This window comes from Herbaspirillum sp. LeCh32-8, from assembly GCF_017814915.1.
In the GTDB taxonomy this organism is placed as follows: domain Bacteria; phylum Pseudomonadota; class Gammaproteobacteria; order Burkholderiales; family Burkholderiaceae_D; genus Herbaspirillum.
Window position 1 is genome coordinate 82,800 of sequence record NZ_JAGIPZ010000002.1, and the last position, 16,610, is coordinate 99,409.

Consider the following 16,610-nt stretch of genomic DNA (forward strand, 5'->3'; position numbering starts at 1 on the left):
ATGAACGCACATGACTCGAGTCGAATCGCGCGCATCCCGATGTCCGCTGCCGCGTGCGCCGGCTCCCGTGCGTTATTTTAATGCGCCGGGGGAAAACTGGGCGAGCTCATGCGCCGGCTCCGTGCGCGTGCGCACGGACTGGCATTCAGAGGCGAAAAGGCGGGGGAAGTTTCAGCGCCGCATCCGATGACGCAGCGCGTTGTGGCAGCAGCGTCAGGGCAGCAGTTGCAGCAGCTGCATGGGATCGTGGGCCAGGGCGTCGGCTTCCCAAGTGGTCGGCGCGCTGTGGCCGCAATATCCCCAGGCGGCGGCGACGGTGGGCATGTCGGCGGCGCGGCCGGCTTGGATGTCGCGCAGGTCGTCACCCACGTACCAGCAGTCCGCGGGCGCGATGCCCAGCCGCCTGGCGGCTTCCAGCAGCGGCGCCGGGTGCGGCTTGGGATGCGGCGTGGTGTCGCCGGAGACGATGCAGGCGGCATGACCCAGGCCGATCTGCGGCGCCAGCTTGTCGGTAAAGCGCGAAGCCTTGTTGGTGACGATGCCCCAGGCGATGCCGCGCGCCTCCAGCTGGGCCAGCAACTCCGGCACGCTATCGAACAGCCGGCTGTGGGCGGTCATGTTGGCTTCGTAGCGGTCGAGGAAGCGCACCTTGAGCGCTTCGTAGCGTTCGTCGCCGGGATGGATGTCCAGCGCCGCGCCGATCAGGCCGCGCGCGCCGGCCGATGCCACCGGGCGCAGGATGTCATAGGGGGCTGGCGCCAGGCCGCCTTGTTCGCGCAGGAAGTTGGCGGCAGCGGCCAGGTCGGGAGCGGTGTCGGCGAGGGTGCCGTCGAGGTCGAACAGGATCGCGCGCGGTGGGCGTAGGGACATGGCGGTGGCGGAGTGATTGAGAGGGCGCCGCGGCTGCAATGCCGCGGCGGGACTGCGATGCGTCTAAGCAAGCCGCGCTCAGGCGGGCTTGGTACAGGCGACCAGGTAGTTGACGTCGGTATCCTGGTTCAGCGAATAGATCTTGGTGAGCGGGTTGTAGCTCATGCCTTTGAATGCGTCGATCTCCAGGTCGGCTTCGCGCGTGTAGTGCGCCAGTTCGGCCGGGGTGATGAACTTGGCGTAATCGTGCGTGCCCTTGGGCAGCATGCGCAGGATGTACTCGGCGCCGACGATGGCCATCAGGTAGGACTTGGCGTTGCGGTTGAGCGTGGAGAAGAACACCTTGCCGCCGGGCTTGGCCAGCGCGGCCGCAGCGCGCACGATGGACGCCGGGTCCGGCACGTGTTCCAGCATTTCCATGCAGGTCACCACGTCGTACTGGCCGGGCTCGCGCGCTGCCAGGTCTTCCGCGGCGATCTTCTCGTAGCGCACCTGCACGCCGGATTCCATGCTGTGCAGGTCGGCCACTTTCAGCGCCTTGTCGGAGAGGTCGATGCCGCTGACGTTGGCGCCCTTGGCGGCCATCGATTCAGCCAGGATGCCGCCGCCGCAGCCGATGTCGACGACTTTCTTGCCGGCCAGCGGGGCGCGGGCATTGATCCACTCCAGGCGCAGCGGGTTGATTTCGTGCAGGGGGCGGAACTCCGAGCTGGGGTCCCACCAGCGGTGGGCCAGTTCACTGAATTTCTGGATCTCTTGAGGATCGGCGTTGGTAGCATTCATAGACTGAATGATAGCCGAAAGAGGCGCGGGCGTCGGAGCCCGGAAAGCGGGACAAATCAAATTGCCATAAAAAAACCCCGCCGAAGCGGGGTTCATTGAGCCTTGTAGCTAGCGTCAATCGATTACTTGCGGGTGCCCACAACTTCGATTTCCACGCGGCGGTTCTTGGCGCGGCCAGCTGCAGTCTTGTTGTCTGCGACCGGTTGCGACTTGCCCTTGCCTTCGGTGTAGACGCGGTTGGCTTCAACGCCCTTCGACACCAGGTATGCCTTCACGGCTTCAGCGCGGCGAACCGACAGCTTTTGGTTGTAAGCAACCGAACCCACCGAGTCAGTGTGGCCGACGGCGATGATGACTTCCAGGTTGATCGACTTCAGGTTACCAACCAGCTCGTCCAGCTTGGACTTGCCTGCCGGCTTCAGAACAGCCTTGTCGAAATCGAAGAACGCGTCAGCAGCGTAGGTGACTTTTTCCGAGGTCGGAGCGGCCGGAGCGGCAGCAGCCGGAGCAGGAGCAGGAGCAGCAGCAACTGCCGGAGCGGGCGGCTCTTCGCACGGACCGTTCACGTAGGCGGTTTGCCAGCACAGACCGTAACCGCTGCGGGTCACGACGTCACGGCCATCTTGCAGGTACAGGCTGCCCGGACGGACTTTGATGTCCTTGGTTTCCTGAGCGGTGGCAGACAGAGCGATGGCTGCGGACGCAGCAGCGAAGACGAGTTTTGCTAATTTGTTCATGTTTCTCCTCTCGGGTGAGATATCCGCAGATAAACTGCGCTACAAGATTACGACATCAAAAAATGAATAATATCATGTGTTCAGGTCGTCACAGGCCCTTGTTCCGAGGGGTCCTGCGATGAACTTAGTCGCCATTCTGCCACATGGATTGTCCTTCAGCGATGCTTGCTAATTGGTCCAGACAACGTTTTTGGGACTGTGTTGTTTCCGCGCAACGTGATTTTTTTGGCCCGATTTTGTTCCTCCTGAGCTTCAAAAAGCCCGTTTTTCGCAAGAATATCCTTATTTTTCATGCAGTTCGCTTATTTGTATTGGCGCGCGGCATTGCACTTTATCGGCGGCAATCGATGCGAGCGAATCCTCAGGTATGCCCCGATGGCCGGCCTGGCGGAAAGTGGTTCTAAAAAATGAAGCGCGGCTTTTATTTCCGGCGGTGATGTGGCGGCGGAGAAAATGTCTGGTCGGCAAGCTTGCCGTTTCCCTTTCCAGGTTGCCCGGCGGCGAGCCGGCCCGCTTCTAATATATATAGGCATTGCTTCGCCCGGCGCGCCCGGGCATCCCGCGGCCGCGCTTTCCTGCCGGCATGGCGGGGCGGGCGGGGCTGCAACCGGGCGTTTGGGCCTCCCGGCATGCTAGAATGCACTGTTCAGATCACGTCTTAGGGCCACGCCCGCTCGGTGTGATTTTTCGACCGAGAAACATCTTTCGACTCTCCAATGGATCAATTCGCTAAAGAAACCATCCCCATTTCCCTCGAAGAAGAGATGCGCAAGAGTTACCTCGATTACGCCATGAGCGTGATCGTGGGGCGGGCACTGCCAGATGTCCGCGACGGCCTGAAGCCTGTGCATCGTCGCGTGCTGTACGCGATGCATGAAATGAACAACGTCTGGAATCGTCCGTTCGTCAAATGCGCCCGCGTGGTCGGCGAAGTCATGGGTAAGTACCACCCGCACGGCGACGCCTCCATCTACGACACCCTGGTGCGCATGGCGCAGGACTTTTCGCTGCGCTACACGCTGGTGGACGGTCAGGGCAACTTCGGCTCCATCGACGGTGACGGCGCCGCGGCGATGCGTTACACCGAGTGCCGCCTGGACAAGATTTCCAACGATCTGCTGGCCGATATCGAGAAGGAAACCGTCGATTTCGTGCCCAACTACGACGGCAAGGAAAAGGAACCGTCGGTCCTGCCGACCCGTATCCCCAACCTGCTGGTCAACGGCTCCTCCGGCATTGCCGTGGGTATGGCCACCAATATTCCGCCGCACAACATCACCGAAGTCGTCAATGGCGCGCTGCACCTGCTGTCCAACGAGCATTGCACCATCGATGAGCTGATCGAGCTGATCCCGGCGCCGGACTTCCCGACCGGCGGCATCATCTACGGCGTCTCCGGCGTGCGCGACGGTTATCGCACCGGCCGCGGCCGTGTGGTCATGCGCGCCAAGACGCACTTCGAGGAATACGGCCGCGAAGGCCGCATCGCCATCATCGTCGACGAGCTGCCCTACCAGGTCAACAAGAAGGCGCTGCTGGAACGCATCGCCGAGCTGGTGCGCGAAAAGAAGCTGGAAGGCATCTCCGACCTGCGCGACGAGTCCGATAAGTCGGGCATGCGCGTGGTCATCGAACTCAAGCGCGGCGAAGTGCCCGAAGTGGTGCTCAACAACCTGTACAAGCAGACCCAACTGCAAGACACTTTCGGCATGAACATGGTGGCGCTGGTCGACGGCCAGCCGCGCCTGCTGAACCTGAAGCAGCTGCTGGAATGCTTCCTGTCGCACCGCCGCGAAGTGGTCACCCGCCGTACCGTGTTCGAACTGCGCAAGGCGCGCGAACGCGGCCACGTGCTGGAAGGCCTGGCTGTTGCGCTGGCCAATATCGATGACTTCATCGCCATCATCCGCGCCGCGCCGACCCCGCCGATCGCCAAGACCGAGCTGATGGCGCGCGCCTGGGACTCCTCCACGGTGCGCGAGATGCTGGTGCGCGCGGGCGAGGCCAACGAAGGCGGCATCGCGGCCTTCCGTCCGGAAAGCCTGCCGGTGCATTACGGCATCCAGTCTGACGGCCTGTACAAGCTGTCCGATGACCAGGCCCAGGAAATCCTGCAGATGCGTCTGCAGCGCCTGACCGGCCTGGAGCAGGACAAGATCGTCAACGAGTACAAGGAAGTCATGGCGCAGATCGCCGACCTGCTGGACATCCTGTCCAAGCCGGCGCGCGTGACCGCCATCATCACCGACGAACTCAACGCCGCCAAGAACGACTACGGCATCGGCGCCAAGGACGAGCGTCGCTCGACCATCGAGCTGAACGCCACCGATCTGGGCACCGAAGACCTGATCACGCCGCAAGACCTGGTCGTGACCTTGTCGCACACCGGTTACATGAAGTCGCAGCCGGTGTCCGAATACCGCGCGCAAAAGCGCGGCGGCCGCGGCAAGCAGGCCACGGCGACCAAGGACGACGACTGGATCGACCAGCTGTTCATCGCCAATACGCACGACTACATCCTGTGCTTCTCCAACCGCGGCCGCCTGTACTGGCTGAAGGTGTGGGAAGTGCCGCAGGGTTCGCGCAATTCGCGCGGCAAGCCGATCGTCAACATGTTCCCGCTGCAGGACGGCGAGAAGATCACGGTGATCCTGCCGCTGTCGGGCGCCAACCGCACCTTCCCGGAAGATCGCTATGTGTTCATGGCGACCAGCCTGGGCACCGTCAAGAAGACTCCGCTGTCGGACTTCTCCAACCCGCGCAAGGCCGGCATCATCGCGGTCGACCTCGATGAGGGCGACTTCCTGATCGGCGCCGCGCTGACCGACGGCGCGCATGACGTGATGCTGTTCTCCGACTCCGGCAAGGCCGTGCGCTTCGACGAGAACGACGTGCGTCCGATGGGCCGTACCGCGCGCGGCGTGCGCGGCATGAATCTGGAAGAGACGCAACAGGTCATCGCCCTGCTGGTGGCCGAGAACGAGCAGCAGTCGGTGCTGACTGCGACCGAGAACGGCTTCGGCAAGCGTACTCCGATCACCGAGTACACCCGCCACGGCCGCGGCACCAAGGGCATGATCGCGATCCAGACCAGCGAGCGCAACGGCAAGGTGGTTGCCGCGACCCTGGTCGAGCCGACCGATGAAATCATGCTGATCACCACCGGCGGCGTGCTGATCCGCACCCGCGTGTCGGAGATCCGCGAGATGGGCCGCGCGACCCAGGGCGTGACCCTGATCGCAGTGGAAGACGGCACCAAGCTGTCGGGCCTGCAGCGCGTGGTGGAATCGGATGTCGAGGAAGTCGTGGACGCCGAAGGCGCCGAGGCAGGAGAGGGTGGTGCAGCCGCAAACGGCGACGCCCCTGCAGCCGACGAGTAACACGCTAGAAACACAAGGCGGCTCGCACAGGTGGGCCGCCTTTTTTGATTGTGACGGCAACTATGGTTTACAACTTTTCCGCAGGACCGGCGGTATTGCCCCGGGAAGTGCTGCAGCAGGCAGCCGACGAGATGCTGGACTGGCATGGCAGCGGCATGTCCGTGATGGAGATGAGCCACCGCGGCAAGGAATACATGTCCATCATCGAGGCGGCGCTGCGCGACGTGCGCGAGCTGTTCGCGATTCCCTCGAACTACAAGGTGCTGTTCCTGCAGGGCGGCGCCATCGCCGAGAACGCCATCATCCCGATGAACCTGGCGGCGCTGCGTTCGCCCGCCGGCAAGCGCGAGCCGGGCGTGGCTGACTACGTCAACACCGGATCCTGGTCGACCAAGTCGATCAAGGAAGCCGGCCGTTATTGCACTGTCAACGTCGCCGCCTCGTCGGCCGAGCAAAAATTCTCCAGCATCCCGGCGCGCGCCGACTGGAAGCTGTCCAAGGATGCGGCCTACGTCCACATCTGCAGCAACGAGACCATCGACGGCGTCGAGTACCAATACACCCCGGACGTGGTGGCTGACACCAACGGCGCGCCGCTGGTGGCCGACATGTCCTCGCACATCCTCTCGCGCGAGGTCGACGTCTCCAGGTACGGCGTGATCTACGGCGGCGCCCAGAAGAACATCGGCCCGGCCGGCGTGACCATCGTCATCGTGCGCGAAGACCTGCTGGGCCACGCGCTGCCGTTCTGTCCTTCGGCCTTCGACTGGAAGATCGTGGCCGACAACGACTCCATGTACAACACGCCGCCGACTTACTCGATCTATATCGCCGGCCTGGTATTCCAGTGGTTGAAGCGCCAGGGCGGCGTGGCGGCGATGGAGAAGCGCAACATCGCCAAGGCCGATCTGCTTTACGGCTACCTGGACAGCACCGAGTTTTACAGCAACCGTATCGCCAGGGATTGCCGTTCCCGCATGAACGTGCCGTTCTTCCTGCGCGACGAGTCGCTCAACGACACATTCCTCGCCGGCGCCAAAGAGCGCGGGCTGCTGCAGCTGAAAGGCCACAAGTCGGTCGGCGGCATGCGCGCATCGATCTACAACGCGATGCCGATCGAGGGCGTACAAGCCCTGGTCGATTACCTCAAAGAATTCGAAAAGCAGCACGGCTGACGCCGGCGGCAGGCGTCCCGGCGACGCCCGCCAGACCGGTGCTTGCATCGCAGCCCCGCCGCGCGGGGTAAGGCGCTGCGCCGTGCATGCGACAGACCAAGACGCCATCGCGCCGCGCGATCCGGAGCAGGGACCGGCTGCGGCGAACTGAACATGAAAGAACAAGATGAGTGACGACAAGTTGCTGCCGCTGCGACAGAAGATCGATGCCATCGATACGCAGATCCTCGACCTGCTGAACCAGCGCGCCCGCATCGCGCAGGAAGTGGGCCACGTCAAAGCCGAGACCAACGCGCCGGTGTTTCGCCCCGAGCGCGAGGCGCAGGTGCTGCGCAAGGCGGCCGAGCGCAATCCGGGGCCGCTCCTGGGGGCCGATATCCAGACCATTTTCCGCGAAGTGATGTCGGCCTGCCGCGCGCTGGAAAAGCGCGTGGTGGTGGCTTACCTCGGCCCTGAAGGCACCTTCAGCGAGCAGGCGGTGTATCAGCAGTTCGGCCATGCCATCGAGGGCTTGCCCTGCGTGTCCATTGATGAAGTGTTCCGCGATGCCGAAGCCGGTACGGCCGACTTCGGCGTGGTGCCCATCGAGAACTCCTCGGAAGGCGTGATCAACCGCACGCTGGACCTGCTGCTGCAGACCACGCTGACCATCAGCGGCGAAGTCGCCATTCCCGTGCACCACAGCCTGATGACCCGTGGCGGCAGCATGGACGGCATCGCCCGCATCTGCGCCCATTCGCAGGCGCTGGCGCAATGCAATGCCTGGCTGAACCAGAACTATCCCGGCATCGAGCGACAGGCCGTGGCCTCCAACGCCGAAGCCGCGCGCATGGCGAGCGAAGATGCCTCGGTGGCGGCGATCGCCGGCGAGATCGCCGGGCAGAAATACAACCTGCAGACCGTCAACGCCCACATCCAGGACGATCCGCACAACCGCACCCGCTTCGCCGTGATTGGTCGTCTGCGCACCGCGCCCTCGGGCCGCGACCAGACGTCCATCGTGCTGTCCGTGCCCAACAAGGCCGGTGCGGTGTACAGCCTCCTGGCGCCGCTGGCCAAACATGGCGTGTCGATGACGCGCTTCGAGTCGCGTCCGGCGCGCATGGGCGCGTGGGAGTATTACTTCTACGTCGACCTCGAAGGTCACGAACAGGACGAGAAGGTCGCGCAGGCGCTGGCCGAGCTCAAGCAGAACGCCGCCTTCTTCAAGCTGCTGGGTTCGTATCCGCTGGGCCTGTAAGCGCCGACCAGCCATTGCCGATCGTCATCCATTTCAGGAAAGACCAAGATGTCCAAACAACTCGCCCCAGACTATGTCCGCGCCATCGCTCCCTACCAGGCCGGCAAGCCGATCTCGGAAGTGGCGCGCGAATTCGGCCTGGACGAGGCCGGCATCGTCAAGCTGGCCTCCAACGAAAACCCGCTGGGCATGCCCGAATCGGCCAAACTGGCGATGCAACAGGCAGTGGCCGAACTGGGTCGCTACCCGGACGCCAACGGCTTCGCACTGAAGGCAGCCATCAGCGCCAAGTACGATGTGCCGCAGAGCTGGATCACGCTGGGCAACGGCAGTAACGACATCCTCGAGATCGCCGCGCACGCCTTCGTGCAGCCGGGGCAATCGGTGGTGTACGCGCAATACGGCTTCCTGGTGTACGCACTGGCCACGCAGGCCGTCGGCGCGCGCGCCATCGAGGTGCCGGCCAAGGACTTCGGCCACGACCTGCAGGCCATGGCCGCAGCCATCACCGCCGACACGCGCCTCGTGTATCTGGCCAACCCCAACAACCCGACCGGCACGTTCGTGACTGCCGCCGAGCTGGAGGCCTTCCTGAAGGCCGTGCCGGCGGACGTGGTGGTGGTGCTGGACGAGGCCTACAACGAATATCTCGCAGCCGAGCATCAGTACGAATCGACCGCATGGGTGCGCCAGTATCCCAACCTGGTGGTATCGCGCACCATGTCCAAGGCCTACGGCCTGGCCGGCTTGCGCGTGGGCTTCGCCATCGCGCAGCCGGAAGTGACCGACCTGATGAACCGTATCCGCCAGCCGTTCAACGTCAACTCGCTGGCCCAGGCTGCCGCCGTCGCTGCGCTCAACGACAAGGCCTTCCTGCACAAGAGCGCCGAGATCAACAGTGCCGGCTATCGCCAGCTGACTGCAGCCTTTGATGAGTTGAAGCTGAACTATGTGCCGTCCTTCGGCAACTTCGTGCTGGTCAAGGTCGGCGAGGATGACGGCGCCGGCGCGCGCGTGAACCTGGCGCTGTTGAAGCAAGGCATCATCGTGCGTCCGGTCGCCAACTATGGCCTGCCGCAATGGCTGCGCATTTCCATCGGTCTGCCGGAAGAAAACGCCGCCTTCCTCGCCGCCCTGAAAACCGTTCTAGCCTGAGTTTGCCGTGTTCAAGAAAGTTGTCATTGTCGGCGTCGGCCTGATCGGCGGTTCCTTCGCGCTGGCCTTGCGCCAGGCGGGACGGGCCGTGCGGATCGTCGGCGTCGGCCGTTCCGCCGAAAGCCTGGCGCGCGCGCGCGAGCTGGGCATCATCGATGAGATCGTCACCGATGCGGCGCAAGCCGTCGACGGCGCCGACCTGATCATGCTGGCCACGCCGGTGGCGCAGACCGAAAGCATTTTGGCGGCCATCGCGCCGCACCTGGCGCCGGGCGCCATCGTCACCGACGCCGGCAGCACCAAGAGCGACGTGGTCGCCGCCGCGCGCAGCGCGCTGGGCGGCAAGATTGCGCAGTTCGTGCCGGGCCATCCGATTGCCGGGCGCGAGAAGCATGGCCCCGAGGCCGCGCTGGCCGACCTGTACGTGGGCAAGAAAGTGGTGATCACGGCCTTGCCCGAGAATGACGTCGCCGACGTCGAGCGCGTGGCCGCTGCCTGGCAGGCTTGCGGCGCGATCATCCATCGGTTGTCGCCGCAGGAGCACGACGCCGTGTTCGCCTCGGTCAGCCACCTGCCGCACGTGCTGGCTTTCGCGCTGGTCGACGACATCGCCGGCAAGCCGCATGCAGCCACGCTGTTTCAGTACGCCGCCAGCGGCTTTCGGGATTTCACGCGCATTGCCGGTTCCTCGCCGGAAATGTGGCGCGACATCACGCTGGCCAACCGCGATGCGCTGTTGACTGAAGTCGACGCCTATTTGGCGCAGCTGACGTCGATGCGCAAGATGATCGCCGACAGCGACGGCGCGGCCCTGGAAAAGATTTACGCCAGCGCCCAGCATGCGCGGCTGCAGTGGGCCGCTGCGATCGAGGCGGCCGAACGCAAGCCGTCCTGATGCGCCGGCGTCTACAATGATTTATCGACCGGGCGCGGCGGCAAGCGCTGCGCCCCACACCAACCTTCATTCCGGACCACGATGAAACAGCCTTCCTACCCCCGCCATATCGACCTGGAGCCGGTGCCCCACGTGCAAGGCACGGTCAAGCTGCCGGGCTCGAAAAGCATCTCCAACCGCATCCTGCTGCTGGCCGCGCTGTCCGGCGGCACCACCCGCATCTTCGACCTGCTGGCCTCCGACGACACGCTGGTCATGCTGATGGCGTTGCAGACCCTGGGTGTGAAGTGGGAGCAGATCGAGGGCACGCAGGATTACATCGTGCACGGCGTCAACGGCGTGCTGCCGGTGCACCAGGCCGACTTGTTCATGGGCAACGCCGGCACCGCGATCCGTCCGCTGACCGCCGCGCTGGCGGTGCTGGGCGGCGACTACACGCTGCACGGCGTGCCGCGTATGCATGAGCGCCCCATCGGCGACCTGGTCGATGCCCTCAATGCGGTGGGCATGCGCATCGACTACACCGGCAATCCCGGCTATCCGCCGCTGCACATCCGCCGCGGACAACTGAACTCGAACCGCATGAAGGTGCGCGGCAACGTGTCCAGCCAGTTTCTGACCGCGCTCCTGATGGTTGCGCCGCTGATGGCCCGCGAAGAGCCGATGCAGATCGAGGTGGTCGGCGAGCTCATTTCCAAGCCCTACATCGAGATCACGCTGAACCTGATGCGCCGCTTCGGCGTCGAGGTCGAGCGCGACGGCTGGCAGCAGTTCACCATCCGTCCGGGCCAGCATTACCGCAGCCCCGGCACGATCCACGTCGAAGGAGACGCCTCCTCGGCGTCCTACTTCCTGGCTGCGGGCGCTATTGCCGGCGGCCCGATCCGCGTCGAAGGTGTCGGCCGCGACAGCATTCAGGGCGACGTGCGCTTCGTCGAAGCGCTGGAGCAGATGGGCGCCACCATCACCATGGGCGAGAACTGGATCGAGGCTTCTTCCAACGGCCCGCTGAAGGCCATCGATACCGACTTCAATCACATTCCCGACGCCGCCATGACCATCGCCGTGGCCGCGCTGTACGCCGACGGCACCAGCACGCTGCGCAACATCGCCAGCTGGCGCGTCAAGGAAACCGACCGCCTGGCCGCCATGGCGACCGAGCTGCGCAAACTGGGCGCCGAAGTGGAAGAGGGCGAGGATTATCTGAAGGTGACGCCGCCGGCCGAGATCGGCGCGGCCGCCATCGATACTTATGATGACCACCGCATGGCGATGTGTTTCTCGCTGGCATCGCTGGACGGCGCCTTGCGCCGCGGCAACCGCATCCGCATCAATGATCCCAAGTGCGTGGCCAAGACCTTCCCGGACTACTTCGCGGTCTTCAAAAAGATTGCCGAGCAAACGCTGATCTGATACACCCTGTTCAACAGGATTCATCGCGTAAATTATTTTCTCGGACAGTGCTTGCATGGAAAAATCAAAGATCCCGGTCATCGCCATCGATGGCCCAACCGCATCGGGCAAGGGCACGGTAGCGCAGAAGGTGGCCCAGCAGCTGGGCTTTCATTACCTCGATTCGGGCGCGCTGTACCGCCTGACTGCGCTGTCGGTGCTGCGCCGGGGCGTGGCGCTGGATGACGAGCACGCGCTGGCCAAGTCGGCCGAGCACCTGCATTGTCATTTCGACGGCGCCCACATCTTCCTCGCCAACGAGGACGTAACCCAGGCCATCCGTGCCGAAGAGGTCGGCAACACGGCGTCGAAGATTGCTGCTTTGATAACAGTGCGCCAGGCTCTGTACGGCCTGCAACTGGGGTTTCGCAAGCCGCCCGGCCTGGTGGCCGACGGCCGCGACATGGGCACGGTGATCTTCCCCCATGCGCGCCTGAAGGTGTTTTTGACCGCGAGTGTGGAAGCGCGCGCCACAAGACGCTATAAGCAATTGATTGACAAGGGTTTTTCTGCTAATATCGCAGACCTTTCCCGGGATTTGAAGGAACGCGATGAACGCGACATGAGTCGCTCGTCGGCGCCGTTGAAGCCCGCGGAGGGCGCATATCACCTGGATACTTCCGACATGACCGCTGACGAGGCGGTGCAGCAGGTGCTCAGTTGGTACGCTGCCCTTGGCCATTGATCTGCTTGATTTCAGGCGTCTTTGGCCCCATAAAGGGCAGGAAAGACAGTTGTAAGTTGTACCCGTAGTGCCGTTGGTGCCCGGCAGATGCAAAGTCTGACGGGTGTTGATAAACCTAACCCGATATTCCATGCCGTCGGCGCAACTCGTATGCGAAGGCGGCAGTGCAAGTCAGGACGATTGCATCGAACGGATACCGGCCAATCTATTATTTTCATTTATGTCTACCACTACCGTTATCGCTGCAGGTGTTGATACCTCCGGCGAATTTGCTGCTCTGTTTGAAGAATCGCTGTCGCGTCAGGACATGCGTTCGGGTGAAGTCATTTCGGCAGAAGTCGTCCGTCTGGATCACAACTTCGTGATCGTGAACGCCGGCCTGAAGTCCGAAGCTTTCATCCCTGTTGAAGAATTCAAGAACGATAACGGCGAAGTCGAAGTCAACGTCGGCGACTTCATCTCCGTTGCGATCGAATCGCTGGAAAACGGCTTCGGCGACACCATCCTGTCGCGCGACAAGGCCAAGCGTCTGGCATCGTGGCTCTCGCTGGAAAAGGCGATGGAGTCCGGCGAGATCGTGACCGGTACCGTCAACGGCAAGGTCAAGGGCGGCCTGACCGTTCTGACCAACGGCATCCGTGCCTTCCTGCCGGGTTCGCTGGTCGACACCCGTCCGGTCAAGGACACCACCCCGTTCGAAGGCAAGACCCTGGAATTCAAGGTCATCAAGCTGGACCGCAAGCGCAACAACGTGGTGCTGTCGCGCCGCGCCGTGATCGAAGCCTCGATGGGCGAAGAGCGCGCAAAGCTGATGGAAACCCTGAAGGAAGGCACCGTCGTCACCGGTATCGTCAAGAACATCACCGACTACGGTGCGTTCGTGGATCTGGGCGGCATCGACGGCCTGCTGCACATCACCGACCTGGCATGGCGTCGCGTGCGTCACCCGTCGGAAGTTCTGTCGGTTGGCCAAGAGATCACCGCCAAGGTCCTCAAGTACGATCAAGAGAAGAACCGCGTTTCGCTGGGCGTCAAGCAACTGGGCGACGATCCGTGGACCGGTCTGTCGCGTCGTTACCCGCAAGGCACCCGCCTGTTCGGCAAGGTCACCAACCTGACCGACTACGGTGCGTTCGTTGAAGTCGAACAAGGCATCGAAGGCCTGGTTCACGTCTCCGAAATGGACTGGACCAACAAGAACGTGGCCCCGAACAAGGTTGTCCAGCTGGGCGACGAAGTCGAAGTCATGGTTCTGGAAATCGACGAAGAGCGTCGTCGTATCTCCCTGGGCATGAAGCAGTGCAAGCCGAACCCGTGGGACGACTTCGCCATGAGCCACAAGAAGGGCGACAAGGTCAAGGGTTCGATCAAGTCGATCACCGACTTCGGCGTGTTCATCGGCCTGACCGGCAACATCGACGGTCTGGTGCACCTGTCCGACCTGTCCTGGACCGAAGCCGGCGAAGAAGCCGTGCGCAAGTTCAAGAAGGGCGACGAGCTGGAAGCCGTGGTTCTGGCAATCGACGTCGAGCGCGAGCGCGTTTCCCTGGGCGTGAAGCAACTGGAAGGCGACCCGTTCAACAACTTCGCAGCTCTGAACGACAAGGGCGCCATCGTGACCGGTACCGTCAAGTCGGTGGAGCCGAAGGGCGCCGTGATCGCGCTGACCGAAGAAGTCGAAGGCTACCTGCGTGCATCCGAAATCTCCCGCGACCGCGTGGAAGATGCCGGTACCCACCTGAAGGTTGGCGATTCCGTCGAAGCCCTGGTCATCAACATCGACCGCAAGGCTCGCAGCATCCAGCTGTCGATCAAGGCTAAGGACAACGCCGAGACTCAGGAAGCCATGCAGAAGATGTCGGCTGACTCCAACGCTGCTTCGGGCACCACCAGCCTGGGCGCGCTGCTGAAGGCCAAGCTCGACAACAAGAACTGATCTTCGGTCCACGATGACAAAGTCGGAGCTGATTGCCCGCTTGGCTGAGCGTTATCCGCAGCTGGTCGCTAAAGATGCGGATTACGCGGTCAAAACCATCCTCGATGCCATGGTCGACGCACTTGCGACCGGCCAGCGTATCGAGATCCGTGGTTTTGGCAGCTTTGCGCTGAATCGTCGTCCGCCGCGCATCGGCCGTAATCCCAAGTCCGGCGACAAGGTGATGGTGCCCGAGAAACGGGTGCCTCACTTCAAGCCGGGCAAGGAATTGCGCGAGCGGGTGGACGCCATGGTGGGGCAACCCATCAGGGAAGACTGAGGCAATCGGCGAAAGCCGCGCATCTTGAAGGGCGGACATGCTTATGCATGTCCGCCCTTTGTCTTTTGTTGCCCACAGCGGGGCGGTGGCAAGGATGAGTTTGGCGGGCAGCGTGGCGGGTTGGCATAAGATATAGCCAAGCAAACAAGATGAGGATTCGCCGCCATGAGATCCCTTTTCCAGTCCTGCTTACAATCCTGCGTCCTGTTCGGCCGTCGCGGTTTGCTTCCGCTTCTGCGCAATGGTCTGCTTGGCATCGCATGCGCCATGGCAACGCCGGCATTTGCGCAGGCTCCCGCCAAAGTGATCCTGATCGGCTTTGCCGGCCCGCTCAGCGAGGAGCCGGCGCAGAGCGCGCGGGATGCCGCGCTCATGGCCATCCAGGAAATCAACGCCCGATCTCCGCAGGTAGCCGGTGAGAAGGTGCAATTCAAGCTGCTCGACCAGAACGACAAGGCAGATGCCAACATCGCCGCGCTGACGGCGCGCTATTTCGTCTCTTCCAAGGTGGTAGGGGTGATCGGTCACTGGAACAGCGCCACCAGCATCGCCGCCGCCAGGATCTACAGCGATGCCGGCATCGTCCAGATCAGCCCGTCGGCGACAGCCAGCCAATACACGCAGCTGGGATTGTCGACGGCATTTCGCATGGTTGGCCACGATGGCAACCGTTCCAGCTACATCGGCCGCTATGCGGTGAACGTGCTGCGTGCCCAGCGCATTCTGGTGATCGATGACGCCACCAGCTACGGCGCCGGCATGGCGGACCAGTTCACCACTTACGTCCGTACCAATTCCGGCCTTCAGGTGTCGCGCGGCTCGATCAGCAGCAAGACGTCCAATTTTGTCCCGGTGCTGGATCTGGTGCGCAAGACGCACCCGGATCTGATTTTCCATGCCGGTCGCCTGTTTGCGGACGGACTGACTCACGGCGAGGGCTTCGTCGGCGGCTTGGCGCGGCTGGGCTATCCGGGCAAGCTGATCCTGGGCGAGGCCACCATCGATCCGCACAGCATGCGCGCGGCTGAAGCCGCCGGCATCGACGTGTACGCCGTCTCGCCCGGCACGCCGCTGGAAAAGCTGCCCGGCTATAAGGTCTTCCAGAAGAATTTCAGCAAGGACTCCACCGCCCGCATCACGCCCTACACGCCGGCTGCCTATGACGCCGTGTACGTACTGGTGGATGCCTTGCAGCGCGCGGGGTCCCGGGACGCGCAGGCGGTGCAGGCGGCGCTGCGCAAGGGCCGTTACAACGGGGTGACCGGAACCATTGCCTTCGACGGCAAGGGCGACCTGGTGGATCCCCGCTATACGATCTACAAGATCCGGCAGGGGGCCTGGGTGCCGCTGGAAGTGACGAACAGCAAATAATGCTGGATCGGCCGGTTGCGAGCCGTCGGCGTGTCCGGCTTGCTGCCGGGGCCCGGCCGCACCGGCGAAGGCGTGCGGGGCGCCGCCGCCTGCGGGATGATGCCTGCGCAACAGGCGCCGCCGAGCCATGTCCAGGGCGCCGGCGGGCTGTAAATTCCCCGCAGCAGGCCCGGCGGCGCGCTTGAACGGGGTTTTTTTCACGTACAATTCCACACTTTCGCTTTTGCCGTTCCGGTTGGGTTCCTGCCGGCTGATAACTACACGAAAGGATTACGCCATGAAGATAATCTCGAGACTGATCGCGGCCGTCCTGTTCGTCCTGTTCTTTTTCTTCGCGCTGCGCAATACCCAGGAAGTGACCATGCATCTCTTCCTCGGCTATGAACGCACCGATCCGCTGGTGCTGGTGCTGCTGGCCTTCTTCGCCGTCGGCGCCGTGCTGGGCGTGCTGGCCATGACCCCGATCATGTTCCGCCACCGCCGCGAGGCTGCGCGCTACAAGAAGGCGCTGGCGCAGATCCAGAAGCAGCAGGACGAGGTCGCCCAGGCCCAGGCACAGCCGCCGCAGCCCGACAGCGTGATCACGGCGCAGCATATCCTCTGATTTTCCCG

General features: G+C 63.2%; 15 protein-coding genes. 11 read left to right on the forward strand and 4 right to left on the reverse strand.

The window, feature by feature from the left end; genetic code table 11:
* Window positions 1-213 precede the first annotated feature (213 nt).
* The 4 genes from J8I26_RS05530 to J8I26_RS05545 all read right to left on the reverse strand — a co-directional run bounded on the left by J8I26_RS05530 (window position 214) and on the right by J8I26_RS05545 (window position 2,683).
* Window positions 214-870, reverse strand: coding sequence for an HAD-IA family hydrolase (locus J8I26_RS05530; protein WP_209604963.1), 657 nt, complete (start codon window positions 868-870; stop codon window positions 214-216).
* 78 nt (window positions 871-948) lie between these two features.
* Window positions 949-1,653, reverse strand: coding sequence for a bifunctional 2-polyprenyl-6-hydroxyphenol methylase/3-demethylubiquinol 3-O-methyltransferase UbiG (gene ubiG, locus J8I26_RS05535; protein WP_209604964.1), 705 nt, complete (start codon window positions 1,651-1,653; stop codon window positions 949-951).
* Between the two features lie 122 nt (window positions 1,654-1,775).
* Window positions 1,776-2,390: an outer membrane protein OmpA gene (gene ompA, locus J8I26_RS05540; RefSeq protein ID WP_209604966.1), complete on the reverse strand. Its 615-nt coding sequence runs from the start codon at window positions 2,388-2,390 to the stop codon at window positions 1,776-1,778.
* Window positions 2,391-2,545: 155 nt separating this feature from the next.
* Window positions 2,546-2,683, reverse strand: coding sequence for a hypothetical protein (locus J8I26_RS05545; protein WP_209604967.1), 138 nt, complete (start codon window positions 2,681-2,683; stop codon window positions 2,546-2,548).
* Between the two features lie 423 nt (window positions 2,684-3,106).
* Between J8I26_RS05545 and gyrA the strand changes: the two genes are divergently transcribed.
* The 11 genes from gyrA to J8I26_RS05600 all read left to right on the forward strand — a co-directional run bounded on the left by gyrA (window position 3,107) and on the right by J8I26_RS05600 (window position 16,602).
* Window positions 3,107-5,770, forward strand: a complete 2,664-nt coding sequence (gene gyrA, locus J8I26_RS05550; RefSeq protein ID WP_209604969.1) for a DNA gyrase subunit A — start codon at window positions 3,107-3,109, stop codon at window positions 5,768-5,770.
* Between the two features lie 62 nt (window positions 5,771-5,832).
* Window positions 5,833-6,945 carry a 3-phosphoserine/phosphohydroxythreonine transaminase gene (gene serC / locus J8I26_RS05555; protein ID WP_209604971.1) on the forward strand — a complete coding sequence of 371 codons (1,113 nt, stop codon included), beginning with the start codon at window positions 5,833-5,835 and terminating at the stop codon, window positions 6,943-6,945.
* Window positions 6,946-7,111: 166 nt separating this feature from the next.
* Complete coding sequence (pheA, locus tag J8I26_RS05560) at window positions 7,112-8,185, forward strand: prephenate dehydratase (protein ID WP_209604973.1); 1,074 nt, start codon at window positions 7,112-7,114, stop codon at window positions 8,183-8,185.
* Between the two features lie 48 nt (window positions 8,186-8,233).
* Window positions 8,234-9,340, forward strand: coding sequence for a histidinol-phosphate transaminase (hisC, locus tag J8I26_RS05565; RefSeq protein ID WP_209604975.1), 1,107 nt, complete (start codon window positions 8,234-8,236; stop codon window positions 9,338-9,340).
* Between the two features lie 7 nt (window positions 9,341-9,347).
* The gene (locus J8I26_RS05570; RefSeq protein WP_209604977.1) at window positions 9,348-10,235 is read left to right on the forward strand and encodes a prephenate dehydrogenase/arogenate dehydrogenase family protein; all 888 of its coding nucleotides are present in this window, start codon (window positions 9,348-9,350) and stop codon (window positions 10,233-10,235) included.
* Between the two features lie 81 nt (window positions 10,236-10,316).
* Window positions 10,317-11,648 carry a 3-phosphoshikimate 1-carboxyvinyltransferase gene (gene aroA / locus J8I26_RS05575; RefSeq protein WP_209604979.1) on the forward strand — a complete coding sequence of 444 codons (1,332 nt, stop codon included), beginning with the start codon at window positions 10,317-10,319 and terminating at the stop codon, window positions 11,646-11,648.
* Window positions 11,649-11,703: 55 nt separating this feature from the next.
* Window positions 11,704-12,372, forward strand: coding sequence for a (d)CMP kinase (gene cmk / locus J8I26_RS05580; protein ID WP_209604981.1), 669 nt, complete (start codon window positions 11,704-11,706; stop codon window positions 12,370-12,372).
* Window positions 12,373-12,679: 307 nt separating this feature from the next.
* Window positions 12,680-14,308 (forward strand): 30S ribosomal protein S1, encoded by a 1,629-nt coding sequence (gene rpsA / locus J8I26_RS05585; protein ID WP_245200185.1) that lies wholly within the window; start codon window positions 12,680-12,682, stop codon window positions 14,306-14,308.
* 13 nt (window positions 14,309-14,321) lie between these two features.
* Complete coding sequence (locus J8I26_RS05590; RefSeq protein WP_006462119.1) at window positions 14,322-14,627, forward strand: integration host factor subunit beta; 306 nt, start codon at window positions 14,322-14,324, stop codon at window positions 14,625-14,627.
* A 267-nt stretch (window positions 14,628-14,894) separates the two neighbouring features.
* Complete coding sequence (locus tag J8I26_RS05595) at window positions 14,895-15,998, forward strand: branched-chain amino acid ABC transporter substrate-binding protein (protein WP_209604985.1); 1,104 nt, start codon at window positions 14,895-14,897, stop codon at window positions 15,996-15,998.
* Between the two features lie 277 nt (window positions 15,999-16,275).
* Window positions 16,276-16,602, forward strand: a complete 327-nt coding sequence (locus J8I26_RS05600; protein WP_209604987.1) for a LapA family protein — start codon at window positions 16,276-16,278, stop codon at window positions 16,600-16,602.
* Window positions 16,603-16,610 lie beyond the last annotated feature (8 nt).

Excerpts from the sequence above, each read along its gene's own strand:
- J8I26_RS05530 (WP_209604963.1), bottom strand. The coding sequence starts at position 870 with ATGTCCCTACGCCCACCGCGCGCGATCCTGTTCGACCTCGACGGCACC.
- ubiG (WP_209604964.1), bottom strand. The coding sequence starts at position 1,653 with ATGAATGCTACCAACGCCGATCCTCAAGAGATCCAGAAATTCAGTGAA.
- ompA (WP_209604966.1), bottom strand. The coding sequence starts at position 2,390 with ATGAACAAATTAGCAAAACTCGTCTTCGCTGCTGCGTCCGCAGCCATC.
- J8I26_RS05545 (WP_209604967.1), bottom strand. The coding sequence starts at position 2,683 with ATGAAAAATAAGGATATTCTTGCGAAAAACGGGCTTTTTGAAGCTCAG.
- gyrA (WP_209604969.1), top strand. The coding sequence starts at position 3,107 with ATGGATCAATTCGCTAAAGAAACCATCCCCATTTCCCTCGAAGAAGAG.
- serC (WP_209604971.1), top strand. The coding sequence starts at position 5,833 with ATGGTTTACAACTTTTCCGCAGGACCGGCGGTATTGCCCCGGGAAGTG.
- pheA (WP_209604973.1), top strand. The coding sequence starts at position 7,112 with ATGAGTGACGACAAGTTGCTGCCGCTGCGACAGAAGATCGATGCCATC.
- hisC (WP_209604975.1), top strand. The coding sequence starts at position 8,234 with ATGTCCAAACAACTCGCCCCAGACTATGTCCGCGCCATCGCTCCCTAC.
- aroA (WP_209604979.1), top strand. The coding sequence starts at position 10,317 with ATGAAACAGCCTTCCTACCCCCGCCATATCGACCTGGAGCCGGTGCCC.
- cmk (WP_209604981.1), top strand. The coding sequence starts at position 11,704 with ATGGAAAAATCAAAGATCCCGGTCATCGCCATCGATGGCCCAACCGCA.
- rpsA (WP_245200185.1), top strand. The coding sequence starts at position 12,680 with ATGCGTTCGGGTGAAGTCATTTCGGCAGAAGTCGTCCGTCTGGATCAC.
- J8I26_RS05590 (WP_006462119.1), top strand. The coding sequence starts at position 14,322 with ATGACAAAGTCGGAGCTGATTGCCCGCTTGGCTGAGCGTTATCCGCAG.
- J8I26_RS05595 (WP_209604985.1), top strand. The coding sequence starts at position 14,895 with ATGGCAACGCCGGCATTTGCGCAGGCTCCCGCCAAAGTGATCCTGATC.
- J8I26_RS05600 (WP_209604987.1), top strand. The coding sequence starts at position 16,276 with ATGAAGATAATCTCGAGACTGATCGCGGCCGTCCTGTTCGTCCTGTTC.